This window comes from Thermus sediminis (assembly GCF_003426945.1).
Classification (GTDB): Bacteria; Deinococcota; Deinococci; order Deinococcales; family Thermaceae; genus Thermus; species Thermus sediminis.
Map to the genome: position 1 here is coordinate 1,310,395 of NZ_QURO01000004.1, position 15,236 is coordinate 1,325,630.

Below are 15,236 nucleotides of genomic sequence, written 5' to 3' on the forward strand. Positions count from 1 at the left end.
GGCCACGATCCCCCGCCCTCTGCGCCTCTCTGCACCCATTTCCCCTCGGCTTTCCCCTTTGATTTCGGAGCGCATCCCTGGTTTTCTGGTGGGCCATGGTACAATAAGACCGCTTTGGAAAGGCCCATCTACCGCATCCTCCATCTGGTCTTCGCCCTGGGGTTGGCCCACGCCCTTTTCCTCCTGGCCCAGGAGGGGGTGCGGGCCCGAAAGCTCTCCCAGGAACGGGCCCGCCTCGAGGCCGAGCTGGAAAAAAAGGAGGCGGCGGTGGCCCGCCTCGAGGCTCTGGTGGCTGCGGCCAAGGACCCCGCCCATCTGGAGGCTCTGGCCCGCAGGCTAGGCCTGGTGCACTCGGAGGAGGTACTGAAGAGGCGATGAGGGAAGATCCCGCCCGCCTCCTCTTGGAAGACGAGGCCCTTACCGATGGCCTCACCGATGAGGAAGCCCAAGTCCTCCTTGACTGGCTTCTAGGCATGATCGAGGATATGGACCCCGCCCAGCTTTCCCATCTGCGCCGCCTGGGGCATGGGATCACCCGCCTCTCCCGGGACTACGGGGTCCCTGTGGGGGATCTGATCGGCCTGGTGGAACTGGCCTGGGGCGGGGACGAGATGCCAGGCCTCAAGGGCTAAGGGGCCCCTCCTTGGCCCTTCCGCGCGGTGGAACGCTCGGGGCCTTGGGCGTGGTATCCCTGGGCCCCCACCCTGGGGATGCTCAGGGGGCCCAGGACCCGAGAAGCCCCCGCACCTCGGCGAGCCTAGGGGGTGGGGGTTCCTTGCGGTAGATGAGGGAAACCTGTAGGGCAGGCTCCTCCGCCAGGGGCTTTAGAACCGTTCCTGGATGGGGGTAGACCCGATAGGGGGCCAGCGTGAGGTGAATCCCCACCCCAGCGGCCACTAGGCTGACCGCCTGGGGAAAGCGGGCCACCTCCCGCACCACCTTGGGGGTGAAGCCCGCCTGGCGGAAGACCTCGAGAAAGGCTTCGTGCAAAGGGGGTAGGGTCTCCCTGGGCAGGAGGAGGAAGGGTTCCTCCCTCAGGGCCCGTAGGGGCACCCGTTCCTCCTGGGCCAAGGGGTGGTTCTCGGGCAGGAGGGCCACGATGGGCACCTTGAAAAGGGGCTCTGCCCCGATGTCCGGGTCCTCCACCTTGAGCCCGGCCAGGCCGTAGTCCAGGCGGTCCTCCTTCAGGGCCTTGACCTGCTCGGGGGTGTGCATCTCCAAGACCTCCACCGCCTCCCCCAGGCCCCGGCGTAAGTGGTCCAGGAGGGGCATGAGGTCGGGCAGGAGATTCTCCGGCACCCCAAACCGCAGGCTCTCCCGCCCCGCCCGGCGCACCCTTTCCTTCAGGGCCTCCACCTCCAGGAGGAGCCGCTCTCCCTCCCGCCTCAGCGCCTCCCCTGCCGGGGTCAGGCGGAAGGGGCGGCGCTCCAGGAGCCTCACCCCTAGCTCCCGCTCCAGGGCCTTTATCTGCTGGGAGAGGGCCGGCTGGGAGAGGTAGGCCCTTTCCGCCGCCCGGTGGAAGTTCCTCTCTTCCGAGAGGAGGAGGAAAAGGCGCAGGCGCCGCAGGTTCATGATAGGGAAATCTTATCGCTTTGGGCACCCCTTCGCTATTGGACAAACCCCCCCTTCTGCCCGAAACTAAAGGGTGAGTCGGTGTAGTGTATTTTCGCCCAAGGGGGAAGCATGACGGAAAGGGAGCTCAAGGAAGCCTGGGAAAGCCTCTCCCCGGAGGAGCTGGCCAGGCTTCGGGAGACGGAGAACCAGGAGTGGCGGGAGTCCCTGGAGTACGTGCTCCAGGTGGAAGGCCCCGAGCGGGTGGAGGAGCTTCTGCGTCACCTGGACGAATACCTCTACCTCCGGGGCTTCTTTCCCCAGAACCGCCTCAACAGCCCCTACCTGAACACCATCCCCAAGGAGCTGGAGCCCCCCTACCCCGGGGACCTGGAGCTGGAGCGCCGCATCGCCAACATCCTGCGCTGGAACGCGGCCATGATGGTCGCCCGGGCCAACAAGAAGGCGGACGGGATCGGGGGGCACATCTCCACCTACGCCTCCATCGCCGAGCTTTACGAGGTGGGCTTCCACCACTTCTTCCGCGGGCCAGAGGCGGGTCTGGACCGGGACCTGGTCTTCTTTCAGGGGCACTCTTCCCCAGGCAACTACGCCCGCGCCTTCCTGGAGGGGAGGCTTTCCGAAAAGGATCTGGAGAACTTCCGCCGGGAGGTCCACCCCCCCGTGGCGGGGGGGCGGGGGCTTTCCAGCTACCCTCACCCTTGGCTCATGCCGGACTTCTGGGAGTTCCCCACGGTCTCCATGGGCCTGGGGCCCATCCAGGCCATCTACCAGGCCCGCTTCATACGCTACCTGGAGGACCGGGGCCTAAAGCCCAAGGGCTCCGCCAAGGTCTGGGCCTTCCTGGGGGATGGGGAGCACGACGAGCCCGAGACCGTGGGGGCCTTGCACCTCGCCGCTCGGGAGGGGCTGGACAACCTCATCTTCGTGGTGAACTGCAACCTCCAGCGCCTGGACGGGCCCGTGCGCGGCAACTCCAAGATCATCCAGGAGCTGGAGAGGCTCTACCGGGGGGCGGGTTGGCGGGTCATCAAGCTGGTCTGGGGCTCGGCCTGGGACAGGCTCTTGGCCAAGGAGCAGGAGGGGCACCTCCTCCGCCGCTTTGAGGCCCTGGTGGACGGGGAAAGCCAGCGCTACGCCGCCTTCGGGGGTAAGGAGCTCAGGGAGCGCTTCTTCAACACCCCGGAGCTCAAGGGGCTTATCGAGGGCATGGCGGATGAGGAGCTCACCGAGCTCACCCGGGCCCGGGGTGGGCATGACCTCGGGAAGATCTACGCCGCCTACAAGGCCGCGGTGGAGCACCGGGGGAGCCCGGTGGTCATCCTGGCCCGAACCATCAAGGGCTACGGTATGGGGCCCACGGCCATGGCCAAGAACGTGGCCCACCAGGTGAAGAAGCTCACCGAGGAGGACCTCAAGGAGGCCCGGGCCTTCCTGGGGATCCCCATCCCCGAGGAGAAGCTTGGGGAGCTCCCTTACTACCACCCGGGGCCGGACTCCCCTGAGGTGCGCTACCTCCTGGAGCGCAGGAGGGCCTTGGGCGGCTTCGTGCCCGAGAGGCGGGTGCGCTTCAAGGGGGGCCTCGAGGTCCCGGGGGAGGAGTTCTTCCGGGAGTTCTACGAGGGCTCGGGAGGGCGGGAGATCTCCACCACCATGGCCTTCGTGCGCATCCTGGCCAAGATGCTCCGCCACCCGGTGATCGGGAAGCTCATCGTGCCCATCGTCCCCGACGAGGCCAGGACCTTCGGCATGGAGGCCCTGATCGCCCAGGTGGGCATCTACTCCCCCCAGGGCCAGCTCTACATCCCCGTGGACGCGGGCACCCTCACCGCCTACAAAGAGAGCAAGGAGGGGCAGATCCTGGAGGAGGGCATCACCGAGGCCGGGGCCATGGCCGAGTTCATCGCTGCGGGCACCGCCTACGCCCACTGGGGCACCCCCACCATCCCCTTCTTCATCACCTACTCCATGTTCGGCCTGCAACGGATCGGCGACCTGGTCTGGGCCGCTGCCGACCAGCGCACCCGGGGCTTCCTCTTGGGGGCCACGGCGGGGCGCACCACCTTGGAGGGGGAGGGCCTGCAGCACCAGGACGGCCAGAGCCACCTCTACGCCTTGGCCCCCCCCAACCTCCTGGCCTACGACCCCGCCTTTGCCTACGAGTTCGCCGTGGTCCTAGAGGATGGCCTAAGGCGCATGTACCGGGAGGGGGAGGACGTCTTCTACTACATCACCATAGAGAACGAGAACTACCCCCACCCCCCCATGCCCGAGCCCAGGGAGGCGGTTAGGGAGGGCATCCTCAGGGGGATTTACCTCTTCCGCCAGGGGGAGGGGAAGGGCAAGAGGGTCCAGCTCTTCGGCACCGGCCCCGTTCTCAGAGAGGCCCTGAAGGCCCAGGAGCTCCTTAGGGACCATGGGGTGGTGGCCGACGTCTGGAGTGTTACCAGTTACAAAGCCCTCTATCTGGATGCCGTGGAGGCGGAAAGGGAGCGGCGGCTTCTGGGCAAGGCCAGGAAGCCCTACGTGGCCCAGGTCCTCGAGGGCCACGAGGGCCCGGTGGTGGCGGCCACCGACTACCTCAAGGCCCTGCCCAGCCTAGTGCGGGACCACGTGGGCCGCCCCTTCTGCGCCCTGGGCACCGACGGCTTCGGCCGCTCCGACACCCGGGAGGCCCTGCGGGACTTCTTTGAGGTGGACGCCCGGCACATCGCCTACGCAGCCTTGGCCCTCCTTGTGGAGGGGGGGGAGCTTTCCCAAAAGGTGCTCAAGGAGGCCAAGGAAGGCCTTAGGCTTAGCCTGGGGGAGACGCCCCCCCACAGGCGGTAGGAGGAGGCGGGATGGAGCTCAGGATTCCCGAACTGGGCGACAACGTGGCCCTGGCCACGGTGGTGGGGGTTCTGGTCAAGGAGGGGGACCAGGTGGCCCCCGGCCAGCCCCTTTTGGAGCTAGAGACGGACAAGGCGGTCATGGAGGTGCCCGCCGAGGCGGGCGGGGTGGTGCGGCGGGTCCTGGTCAAGGTGGGGGACGAGGTCCGGCCGGGCCAAACCTTCTTGGAGCTGGAGGCCGAAGCCGTTCCCGCAAGCCCTGAAGAAGCGGCGCCCCAAAGGGAGGCGCTACCCGAAGAGGTCCCCGAGGGGAAGGCCCCTCGCCAGCCTCCGGCGGCCGTTCCCGCCCCTGCCAAACCCCAGGAGGCCCCCCGCCTCGTCCCCGCTGCCCCCTCGGTTAGGCGGCTGGCCCGGGAGCTGGGGGTGGAGATAAGGGAGGTCCGGGGTACGGGGCTTGCCGGCCGCATCACCGCGGAGGACGTGCGCCGGGCGGCGGCCCAGGTCCTGGCCCCGGCGGCCCCCGAGGCCCCACCCCCTACGCCCAGGCTCCCCGACTTCAGCCGGTGGGGCCCGGTGCGCGCCGAGCCCATGGGCGGCGTGCGGAAGGCCACCATGAGGGCCATGGCCCAGGCCTGGGCCCAGGTGCCCATGGTCACCCACTTTGACGAGGCGGACATCACCGACCTCGAGGCCTTGCGCAAGGCTTACGCCAAGAGGGCAGAGGAGGGGGGTTTCCGCCTCACCCTGACCGCTTTCCTGCTCAAGGCCCTGGCCCTTACCCTCAAGGCCTTCCCCAAGTTCAACGCCTCCCTTGACGCGGAGAGGCAGGAGGTCATCTACAAGGACTACGTCCACATCGGCGTGGCCGTGGACACCCCCCATGGCCTCCTGGTCCCCGTGATCCGGGACGTGGACAAAAAGGGAGTCCTGGCCCTGGCCAAGGCGCTCCAGGAGATCTCCGAAAGGGCCCGGGAGCGGAAGCTCACCCCGGAGGAGATGCAGGGGGGCACCTTCAGCCTCTCCAACCTGGGAGGGATTGGGGGGACGGGCTTCACCCCCATCGTCAACTGGCCCGAGGTGGCCATCCTGGGGGTCTCCCGCTCCCAGATGAAGCCCGTTTGGGATGCGGAGAAGGAGGCCTTTTTGCCCAGGCTCTACATGCCCTTCAGCCTCACCTACGACCACCGCGTCATCGACGGGGCCGAGGCCGCCCGCTTCTGCCGCCACCTGGCCGGGCTTCTGGAAGACCCCTTGGGCCTGGCCTTGGCGTAGGTTTCCCAAGTTTCTCGTGTAGTATGGGAAAGTATGCGCGTCATCGTGGTGGGAACCCGGGGTAGCGCCTTGGCCCTGGCCCAGACCCGGTGGGTGGTGGAGCGCCTCAAGGAGAGCTGGCCCGAGGCCGAGTTCAAGGTGAAGACCGTGAGGACCCGGGGGGACCAGGGAGCAGACCCCAAGGAGCAGGCCATCTTCGTCAAGGAGCTTCAGGAGGCCCTCCTTTCCCGGGAAATCGACATCGCCGTCCACTCCCTGAAGGACCTTCCCACCGAGGAGCCCAAAGGCCTCAAGATCGCCGCCATCCCCAGGCGCCAAGACCCCAGGGATACCTTCCTGGGCAAGGCCTTTAAGCGCCTGGAGGACCTCCCCAAGGGGGCGGTGGTGGGCACCAGCTCCATCAGGCGCAAGGCCCAGCTCCTCGCCCACCGCCCGGACCTTTTGGTCAAGGACCTCCGGGGCAATGTGGACACCCGCTTGGCGGCCCTGGGGGGCGGGGAGTACGACGCCATCGTCCTGGCGGCGGCGGGGCTCATCAGGCTGGACTTAAGGAACCGCATAGACCAGTTCCTGGAGCCCGAGGTCATGCTCCCCGCCCCGGGGCAGGGGGCCTTGGCCCTGGAGGTGCGCCAGGGGGACGATTTGGCGGAGGAGCTCAGCTACGCCCTGCACCACCACGCCTCCCACGACCGGGTGCGGGCGGAGCGGGCCTTCCTCAGGGGCCTTGGGGCAGGGTGCCTGGCCCCCGTGGGAGCCTTGGCCCAGGTGGGCGAGGACGGCACCCTGCTCCTGGAGGGGGGGCTCTTTTCCCCCGACGGCAAGAGCTTCATCCGGGCGGAGATAGAGGGAGAGGCCTCTGAAGCGGAGGAGCTAGGTCTGGAGCTGGCCCAGGACATCCTGGACCAGGGGGGGCGGGAGATTATGGCCCTAACCCGACCGCTTTAGTGGAGTTTCCGCCCCTTTTGAGCTATAGTGGGGGCGATGGCGCTGAAGCGCTTGACCCGCCAGCGTAGGGCTGTCCTCCAGGTGGTGCAAAGGGCCCACCACCACCCGGATGCCGCCTGGATCTACCAGGAGGTGCGCAAGAGCGTGCCCCGGGTCAGCCTGGCCACCGTCTACCGCACCCTCGAGGCCCTGGTGGCGGAAGGTTACCTCGTCCCCATCACCAAGGCGGGGGAGGCCACCCGGTACGACGCCAACCTCCATCCCCACCTCCACCTCGTCTGCGAGGGGTGCGGGGGCATCGTGGACCTGGAGGTGCCCCTCCCCGACCTCTTAGGCCCCGCCCAGAAGGCCCACCCCGGGGTGGAGGTGCGGGGTGTGGAGGTGACCTATAGGGGCCTCTGCCCCCGGTGCAAGGCGGCTCCCAAAGGATAGATGGACCCCCTCGCCTGGCTCTACGCCCGCCAGGAGGTGGTGACCCCTGGCCTGGAGCGCATCTGGGCCCTCCTCACCCGCCTGGGCCACCCGGAGGAGGCCTACCCCGCCGTTCTCGTGGGGGGGACCAACGGCAAGGGGAGCGTAGCCCGGACCCTGGCCGCCCTCCTGGAGGAGGCGGGGCTAAGGGTGGGGCTTTACACCAGCCCCCACCTGGTGGAGTTTTCCGAGCGCATCCAGGTTTCCGGCAGGCCCATTCCCGAAGGGAGGCTAAAGGCCCTCCTCGAGGAGGTCCGGCCCCACGCCGAGGTCCTGGGGGCGAGCTTCTTTGAGATCGCCACCGCCACCGCCCTCCTCCACTTCGCCCGGGAGGGGGTGGAGTTCGCCGTCCTGGAGGTGGGCCTGGGCGGCCGGCTGGACGCCACCAACGCCGCCGAGCCCCTGCTCTCCGTGGTCACCAACATCGGCCACGACCACCTGGAGGTCCTGGGCCCCACCCTAAAGGACGTGGCCCGGGAGAAGGCGGGGATCTTCCGAATGGGCGTCCCCGCCCTCACCGCCGCTAGGGGGGAGGGGCTTCTGGCCCTTCGCGAGGAGGCCCAAGCCCGGGGAGCCCCCCTTTGGGTCCTGGGGGAGGATTTCCAGGTGGAGGGGGTAAAGCCCTTTTCCAAAGGGCTTGGCTTCACCCTGCGCCTTCCCAAGACGGGGGAGTTCCGCCCTCTGAGGACGGGCCTCCTCGGCCCCCACCAGGCGGAGAACCTGGCCCTTTCGGCCCTTTCGGGCCGCCTCCTTGGGGCCTCCTGGGAGGCGGTGGAACGGGGCCTCCTCAAGGCGGAAAACCCCGGGCGGCTCCAGCGCCTCTCCCATGGGCGAGGGGAGCTCATCCTGGACGGGGCCCACAACCCCGAAGGGGCCTTTGCCCTGAGGGAGGCCCTCCGCTTCCACGGGCTTCTCCCCGCCGCTTTTGTCCTCGCCTTCTCCCGGGAGAAGGACCACGCCGCCATGGCCGAGGCCCTGAGGGGCCTGGGCCCCGTGGTCCTCACCCGCTACGCCTCCCCCCGAAGCCAGGACCCGAGGGCCCTCCTTCCCCTCTTTCCCGGGGCCTGGTTGGAGGAAGACTCCCTCCGGGCCATAGAGCGGGCCTTTGGGCTTGCGGGGCGGGTGGTGGTGGCGGGAAGCCTCTACCTGGTGGGGGAGGTCCTCCGGGGCCTGAGGGGCCTCCCCCCGGAGGAGCGGTGGCAGTAGACTGTTCTCGTGCTCCGCACCCTTGGGGGGCTCAGGCTGGAGGGGACTTCCTTTAGCAAGAGGAAGCCCCTCATCCTAGCGGCCTTTCTGGCCCTCGAGGGCCCCAAGTCCCGCCGCTACCTCCAAGAGCTCTTCTGGCCCCGGGCCGAGGACCCCCAGAACAGCCTCTCCGTGGCCCTTTCCCAGCTCAAGCGGGCCGGGGTGGGGGTCGCTGGGGGCGAGGTCCTGGAGGCCCGGGTGGCCTGCGACGCCCTCCTCCTCAAGGAGGCCCTGGGCCGAGGCCAGTTGGAGGAGGCCCGGGCCCTTTACCGGGGCCGGTTTCTGGAGGGGGCGGACGAGGACCTTTCCGAGGAACTGGAGGAATGGGTTTGGTCCACGCGGGAGGCCTTGGCCCAGGCCCTGTACGAAGCCCACCGCAAGGAGACCGAGAAACGCTTCGCCCTGGGGCTTAAGGAGGAGGGGGAGGCCCTTTTGCGGAAGGTACTCGCCCTGCCCGGGGTGGCCGAGGTGGCCGAGGAGGAGCCTGAACGCAGGCCCCTCCCTGAGGAGGTCCGCTTGGCCTTTTACGGGTTGGCCTTCCTAGGGCCGGTCCGGGCCGGTGAGGTCCTAAGGGTTAGCGCGGACTCCTTGGAAATACTCTGGCGAAGAGGACTCCTTACCCCCACGGGGGAGCCCACCTTCCTTCCCCCGCCCACCCTCGAGGCCCGCCGGGTGGCCTTGGAACTGGCCCGGAGGCTTCCCCTCTCCGAGGCCGCCCCTTACTACCGCTTAAGCCTTCCCCTCTGGCAGGAGGGGGATGCTTCCCGGGGGAAAAGGGCCCTTCTGGACCTGGCCCGCAGGGAGGTGGAGGAAAACCCCAGGGAGGCCTTGGCCCTTCTCCAGGACCTGGCCCCAGATCCCGAGGTCCTCCTCCTCAGGGCGCGGGCTCTAGAGCGCCTGGGGCGGTATGCCGAGGCCTTGGCCCTGTTGGAGGAGGTGCCCGAGGACCCAAGAAAAAGCGCCCTCAAAGGAGTTCTCTGCTTCCGTATGGGGGAGAAAACCAGGGCCAGGGAGGAGGCGGAGAAGGCCCTCCAGGGGGACCCTTACAGCCAGGGGGAGGGGTGGAACCTTCTGGGCCTCCTCCTCTTGGGGGAAGGGCGTTTCCAAGAGGCGGCCGAGGCCTTCAGCCGGGCAGCGGTGCGCTTCCTCCTCTCTGGGGAGCGGGTCCGCCACCTGGGGGCCTTGGGCAACCGGGCCGTGGCCCTGGCCGAGCTGGGCCAGGGAGAAGAGGCCTTCCAGGAGGTCCTCGAGGCTACGGAGGGCCATCCCCTCCTTCAGGCCCGCTTCCTCCTGAACCTAGGGGTGGTGAAGGAGCGCCAAGGCCTTTCCCAGGAGGCGGAAGGGCTATACCAGAGGGCCCTGGCCCTGGCGGAGGGGGTGGGGAACCTCGAGGCCGTGGGCCGGGCCTGGAACAACCTGGGGGCCCTCTACCACCGCCAAAGGAGGAAAGAGGAAGCCCAAGCGGCTTACGAGAAGGCCCTAGAACTGGCGCGACAGGCTGGGGAACGGCTTCTCCTGGCTGCAGCCCTGGCCAACTGGGCGGAGCTCCGGGGGGACCGGGCCGCCTTGGAGGAGGCCATAAGGGTCTTGGAGGAGGCAGGGCACCAGGCCCTGGCCCAGCGTTATCGGGCACGGCTAGGGGAAGCCTAGGCGTTCAGGCTCCGTTCAGACCCTTGCCGTATTCTCCCTTCATGCCCATGAGCCTTTGGGACCTGGACGGCCATAGCTTTCCCGCGGAGGTGAAGCCGTGAGAAAGGCTTTGTGGATCATTCTCCTGCTTGTGGCCTGCGCTCCCGGGCCCCTGCAGGTGGAGCTTTCGCCCAAGAGGGCCCTGGTGGGGGAGGAAGTGGCGGCTACCCTCACTGGGGCGGGAGCGGTGGGGGCCAGGGTCCGGGTGGGGGGCGTGGAGGCCGAGGTGGTGCGGGCCTCGGGGAACACCCTGGTCTTCCGGGTGCCGGAGGTGCCGGGAGGGCCAAGGGCGGTGGAGGTCCAGACCCCCAGGGGCGCTGCCACCGCCACCCTGGGGGTCTTGGGCCAGGTGGCCCGGGACCGGGTCCTCCTACGCCTGCCACCGGGCCAGTCCCCGGGGGCCCTGCCCCGGGGCTTCTCCCTCCTCCGGAGGGATGACCTTGCGGCCTGCGGCTTCGCCCTAGCGGAGCTGGGCTACACCGGGGAGGCCCTGGGGCGCGCCCTGGAGGAGCTCGAGGGCCTGGACCCCAGCTATAAGGCCGACCCGGAAAGCCTCTGGAGCCTGGATCGCTGGGGAGCGGAGGCCATAGGGGCCTTCCGGGCCCACCGGCGGGGCCTTTCTGGGAGGGGGGTGGCCGTGGCCGTCCTGGACACCGGGGTGGACCCCGTCATCCCCCAGCTTCCCGGCTACGACTTCGTGGAGGAGGACGACATCCCCCAGGACGCCTTCCCCGGGGGCCACGGCACCGGGGCCGCGGGCCTGGTGAAGGAGGTGGCCCCTGGGGCCGATATCCTCCTGGTGCGGGTCTGCGACGAAGGGGGGGTCTGCCGCGCGAGCCGGGTGGTGCGGGGGGTGTGCTGGGTGGTGGAAAACCGCCAGGGCCCCACGGTCCTCAACCTGAGCCTGGGGGCGATACCCCAGTGGAGGCCCTGAGGCTGGCCCTAGAGGCGGCCCTTTCCCAGGGCATCCCGGTGGCCGCTGCCGCGGGCAACCAGGGGAACCAGGGAAGCCCCGCCCACTACCCTGCTGCCCTGGACCTGCCGGGCCTGGTAGCGGTGGCGGCCCTGGAGAGGGATCTCAGCCCGGCCCCCTACAGCACCCGCGGGGCCTACGTGGACCTCTCGGCCCCGGGCACCGGCCTGGAGTGCCTGACCCCAGGGGGCGGGCAAGGCCTCTGCACTGGCACCTCCTTAGCCACCCCCCTGGTGGCCGGGGCCATGGCCCTTTGGTTAGAGAAGGACCCTGCTCTCACCCCGGCCCAGCTCCAGCAGCGCCTGGAGGAGAACGCCCGTTCCTTGCCCTTCTCCCCCCAGGAGGTGGGGAAGGGGATGCTGGACCTCTCCCAGAAGCCTTGAAGCCCTCCCTCCCTAGCCCCCGGGGAAGCCTTTCCCCGGGGGTTTTGCCCTCTTGGGGCGTTCATCCCCCGTTCAGGGTCCGTTAAGAAGGCTCATGCTACCTTTAGTTTTGAGGCCAGCTTAAGGCAAAACTTCCTTCCCCCAAAACCTGCCCTAAGCCCCTCAGAAGGGAGCAGGTCATGAGTAAATGGACGGCTTTTGGTGTTCTTCTGGTCATCGTCCTTCCAGCTTGCACGGGACCGCAACAGGTCTGCAACACGCCCACCTGCCCCATCGCCCACTGGCCTATGAACGAAGGGAACGGGGCGACCCAGGTGCAGGACACGGTGACCAGCCCCATCTTCAACCACGGCATGCCCAAGCCTGGGCCTGTGGTGGCCTGGCCCGGCTTTACCGGGCCCACCTCGGTTACTGGTCAGATGAACGGGGCCCTCTACTTCCCAGGTAGCGGGGCCACTTACGTGGAGGTGCCCTCCACTCCCGACCTTAACCTGGGGTATGGGAGCTTCTACCTGGAGGCCTACGTAGCTCCCGTTCAGTGTGGGCCGGGATTTTACTACCCCATCCTGGACAAGTGGGACGCTGCTAGTCAGAATGGTTACACCTTCTTCCTGGAAGGGGTAGGGCCAGGGCAAGTGCGGGCAGCCCTCAGGCTTGGTGGAGCAACCTTTACCTCCAGCGCAAACTTCACCGCCAACTTCCAGCCCCCCGCCACGGGTACCTGGACCAGGGTGGCGGTAAAGGTAGACGGGGGGAACGGGGTTTTCTACGTGAATGGAAACCCGGCTGGTACCTTCACCGCCCCTTCTGGGAGCACCACCAACACCCTTCCCCTTTGGCTTGGCGCCCTGCACACTCCGCCCAGCAGGCTTTTCCACTGCGAGATCGGCCTGGACGAGGTAAAAATTGAAAAAATCAACCCGGCCTTCAGCACGCCTTAAGGAGGAAACCATGAAAGGCCTGAAGCTCTTTGCCCCTCTTTTCTTGGTTCTGGCCGCTTGCAGCGGCGGTCCCCAGACCCTGAACGTGAGCCTAGTGGATGGCCTCGGGGAGCCCCTACAGCCCCTGGCCGCGGCCTGGCGTATCGGGCCCAGCTCGGGTAATCCCTGGGTTGCCCTGCCCGCGGGGCAGTCCAACTGGTCCCTCCCCATCCCCTCGGGGGCCCGCTTCCAGGTAGCTTTCCGTTGCCCAGACGTTGGCACCACCCAGTTCTACGTGAGCCTGGACTTGAGGCGGAGTGAGCTGGGGTCTAACCTTGTGGTGCGGTGCCCCTCGGCCTATGCCAGCCCTACGGCGCTTGTGGATGGAGGTGTAAATCCTTCCCTAAGCTCTGGCAGTGCCTTCTCGGCCAGGGGAACAGTGGCTGTTGCCAACTCCATTTTCGGAACATCATACTCCTCCTTGGTTGCGCCAACGGGAACCGGGCGGGAAGTGGCTGTTTTTGGGGTTTCATCAGGAAACCACTACTTCGGTCGGACTGGCCTTGTGAATATCCCACCCGGTGGAGGTACCTTCCATGTTTTTCCCATAGTTGCAGGTACCCTAAACGTCGTGACTCCCCACATCACTTCTTATGCGGGCTTGGTTCTCCGCTCCTCGGTTCCAGTGGACCTGGCCAACCTGTTGGGGCCCGGGTCCCATTCTGTAGCCCGCCCCACCAACCTGGGCCCGGGTGACCTCTTCCAGTTCTGGACCTGCCATAGCTCCTGCTGTGGCATCCACCGCAGGGATGCTATGGACCCTGCGGTAGCCTCCGGGAGTAACTTCCCCCTTCCTGTGGTGCCCAACCTATTCCTTACAGTTAACGAAACCCACAACCCCACCAGCCTACCCACGTTTACCTTCTCTACTACGGGATCCTCTAGTGCATCGCTAAGCGCCTTGGGCTATGCCCTCTTCCTGGCAGAACCAGGGGTGCGCTACTGGCGGCACTTCGTGAGCCCTGGCGCACTGGGAAGTGCCGCCAACTACTATGTGGACGTGGAAAGCGCTTCGGGGTTTAGCGGTATCCTTCCCAACTCGGGAGCATCCGTTCAGCTAAATGCAACGATCTTCTTCGGTGACAAGCCCCTGAGCACCCTTTTTGCCGCCAGGCCCATTCCTGAGGAAACCCACGCGGCCTATACCCTTTTCCTGGACCGGATGCTGCCGGTGCGCTTGGAGGCCTTCTTCTACCAAACTTCCTTCACCTGGTGAGAGCCTCCTGGAGGACCTGGGCGGCCTTTAGGAGCTCCTCCAGGGGCCGCACCAGGGCGAGGCGCACGAAGCCCCTGCCCCCGGGCCCGAAGCCCCGCCCGGGGGCCAGGGCTACGCCCCGTTCCACCAGGCCCAGGGCGAACGCCAGGTCGTCCACCCCCTCGGGGAGCCTCCCCCAGAGGTACATGGTGGCCCTGGGGGGAAGGAGGTCCAGGGCCCCCCTTAGGGCCTCGGCCAGGGCCAGGGCCCGATCCCGGTAGACCCTAGCGTGGCCCCGGAGGACCTCCCTGGGGGTCCTCAGGGCCTCCACCCCCATGCGCAGGATGCCCGCGTACTGGTTGAAGTCTATGACCCCCTTCACCCGCTCCAGCCTGGCCATGGCCTCCTCGTTCCCCAGGGCGAAGCCCAGGCGGAAGCCCGCCAGGTTGTAGCTTTTGGAGAGGGAGAAGAGCTCCACCACCCGCTCCTTCCCCCTGGGGAGGGCCAGGGGGGAGGGGACCTCCCCCTGGTAGACCTGGTCCACGTAGGGGTTATCGTGGACCAGCCAGAGCCCGTGCCTTCCCGCCAGGGCCAGGGCCTCCTCAAAGTAGCCCCAGTCGGCCACGGCCCCCGTGGGGTTGTTGGGGTAGTTGAGGAGGAGGACCCGGGCCCTTCGCCAGACCTCCTCCGGGACCTGGGAGAGGTCCGCCAGGCCGTCCTCCCGCAGGGGGATGTAGAAGGTTTCCAGGGAGGCCACCCGGGCGGCCCCGAAGTAGCTGGGGTAGGCCACGGCGGGGAGGAGGAGGAGATCCCCTGGCTCGGTGAGGGCCAGGAGGAGGTGGGCCAGGCCCTCCTGGCTTCCCACCAGGGCCAGGGCCTCCCGCCTGGGGTCCAGCCTTATCCCGTACCTTCCCTCATACCAGCGGCAGGCCTCTTCCAGGAAGGGGAGGGTGCAGCTTTTGAGGCAGTAGCCGTAGGTGCTGGGGTCCTCGAGGGCCCCCTTTAGGGCCTCCAGGGGGGCCTTGGGGGGGAGGAGGTCGGTGGAGCCGATGGAGAGGTCGATGAGGGGAAGGCCCCGCTCCCGGGCCCTCCGCTTGGCCTCGTCCACCACTAGGAAGACGGAGGCCTCCGGGACCCTACTCATGGTGCCCCTCCCGCCAGGCCTTGCCCGTCACCAGGCTGAGGGCGTGGGGCAGGGCGGGGAGGACGGCCTCCAGGGACTCCCGGGCCCCCTTGGGGCTTCCCGGGAGGTTCAGGATCAGGGTCCTTCCCCTGACCCCCGCTACCCCCCGGGAGAGGGCGGCCATGGGGGTCCTCTCCAGGCCCTTGAGGCGCATGAGCTCGGCGAGGCCGGGCGCCTCCCGCTCCAGGACCTCCCGGGTGGCCTCGGGGGTGCGGTCCCGGGGGCGAGGCCCGTGCCCCCGTTGGTGAGGATGAGGTCCAACCCCTCCCGGTCCGCCCAGAGCCTGAGGACCCGCTTGATCATGGGGGGTTCGTCGGGGACCACCTCGTAGAGGGCCACCTCGTAGGGCCCCCCCTTCAGGGCCTCCCGGATGGCCAGGTGGGTGGTGTCCTCCCGCTCCCCTCGGTAGCCCTTGTCGGAGATGGTGAGGATGCCCACGCGGAACATTGCCCTTAGCCTATCACGCCCCCCGTAATACCACCCCATGCTGGCTTGCGCCA

General features: G+C 67.9%; 12 protein-coding genes and 2 pseudogenes. 11 read left to right on the top strand and 3 right to left on the bottom strand.

Annotated features, from left to right (window positions below):
• Nucleotides 1-114: 114 nt before the first annotated feature.
• Both ATI37_RS07615 and ATI37_RS07620 read left to right on the top strand, forming a co-directional pair.
• On the top strand, nt 115-378 hold the full coding sequence (locus ATI37_RS07615; RefSeq protein ID WP_117237827.1) for a septum formation initiator family protein: 264 nt from the start codon (nt 115-117) through the stop codon (nt 376-378).
• Complete coding sequence (locus tag ATI37_RS07620) at nt 375-632, top strand: hypothetical protein (protein WP_117237828.1); 258 nt, start codon at nt 375-377, stop codon at nt 630-632. Before ATI37_RS07615 ends, ATI37_RS07620 begins: the two co-directional genes overlap by 4 nt.
• Before the next feature lie 82 nt (nt 633-714).
• On the opposite strand, the gene ATI37_RS07625 is transcribed toward ATI37_RS07620, so the two are convergent.
• Nucleotides 715-1,572: a LysR family transcriptional regulator gene (locus ATI37_RS07625; RefSeq protein ID WP_117237829.1), complete on the bottom strand. Its 858-nt coding sequence runs from the start codon at nt 1,570-1,572 to the stop codon at nt 715-717.
• A gap of 111 nt (nt 1,573-1,683) precedes the next feature.
• Here ATI37_RS07625 and aceE point away from each other — a divergent pair, with 111 nt between their 5' ends.
• From aceE to ATI37_RS12120, 9 genes and pseudogenes are all read left to right on the top strand, one after another.
• The gene (aceE, locus tag ATI37_RS07630) at nt 1,684-4,401 is read left to right on the top strand and encodes a pyruvate dehydrogenase (acetyl-transferring), homodimeric type (RefSeq protein ID WP_117237830.1); all 2,718 of its coding nucleotides are present in this window, start codon (nt 1,684-1,686) and stop codon (nt 4,399-4,401) included.
• Nucleotides 4,402-4,412: 11 nt separating this feature from the next.
• Nucleotides 4,413-5,672, top strand: a complete 1,260-nt coding sequence (locus ATI37_RS07635; RefSeq protein WP_117237831.1) for a 2-oxo acid dehydrogenase subunit E2 — start codon at nt 4,413-4,415, stop codon at nt 5,670-5,672.
• A gap of 33 nt (nt 5,673-5,705) precedes the next feature.
• Complete coding sequence (hemC, locus tag ATI37_RS07640; RefSeq protein WP_117237832.1) at nt 5,706-6,617, top strand: hydroxymethylbilane synthase; 912 nt, start codon at nt 5,706-5,708, stop codon at nt 6,615-6,617.
• 36 nt (nt 6,618-6,653) lie between these two features.
• Nucleotides 6,654-7,049 carry a manganese-dependent transcriptional regulator PerR gene (gene perR, locus ATI37_RS07645; protein WP_117237833.1) on the top strand — a complete coding sequence of 132 codons (396 nt, stop codon included), beginning with the start codon at nt 6,654-6,656 and terminating at the stop codon, nt 7,047-7,049.
• Nucleotides 7,050-8,294, top strand: a complete 1,245-nt coding sequence (locus ATI37_RS07650) for a bifunctional folylpolyglutamate synthase/dihydrofolate synthase (protein WP_117237834.1) — start codon at nt 7,050-7,052, stop codon at nt 8,292-8,294.
• 9 nt (nt 8,295-8,303) lie between these two features.
• The gene (locus tag ATI37_RS07655) at nt 8,304-9,983 is read left to right on the top strand and encodes a tetratricopeptide repeat protein (RefSeq protein WP_117237835.1); all 1,680 of its coding nucleotides are present in this window, start codon (nt 8,304-8,306) and stop codon (nt 9,981-9,983) included.
• A 97-nt stretch (nt 9,984-10,080) separates the two neighbouring features.
• Nucleotides 10,081-11,378, top strand: a pseudogene (locus ATI37_RS07660) (S8 family serine peptidase).
• Nucleotides 11,379-11,665: 287 nt separating this feature from the next.
• Entirely contained in the window at nt 11,666-12,319 is a 654-nt protein-coding gene (locus ATI37_RS07665) for a LamG domain-containing protein (protein WP_232822472.1), read from the top strand.
• A 940-nt stretch (nt 12,320-13,259) separates the two neighbouring features.
• Nucleotides 13,260-13,574: a hypothetical protein gene (locus ATI37_RS12120; protein ID WP_232822473.1), complete on the top strand. Its 315-nt coding sequence runs from the start codon at nt 13,260-13,262 to the stop codon at nt 13,572-13,574.
• On the opposite strand, the gene ATI37_RS07675 is transcribed toward ATI37_RS12120, so the two are convergent.
• Both ATI37_RS07675 and ATI37_RS07680 read right to left on the bottom strand, forming a co-directional pair.
• Nucleotides 13,564-14,697, bottom strand: a complete 1,134-nt coding sequence (locus tag ATI37_RS07675) for an aminotransferase class I/II-fold pyridoxal phosphate-dependent enzyme (RefSeq protein WP_117237838.1) — start codon at nt 14,695-14,697, stop codon at nt 13,564-13,566. The genes ATI37_RS12120 and ATI37_RS07675 overlap by 11 nt on opposite strands.
• A pseudogene (locus ATI37_RS07680) lies at nt 14,690-15,183 on the bottom strand (MogA/MoaB family molybdenum cofactor biosynthesis protein). The gene ATI37_RS07675 and the pseudogene ATI37_RS07680 overlap by 8 nt, the downstream one beginning before the upstream one ends.
• Between the last annotated feature and the right edge of the window lie 53 nt (nt 15,184-15,236).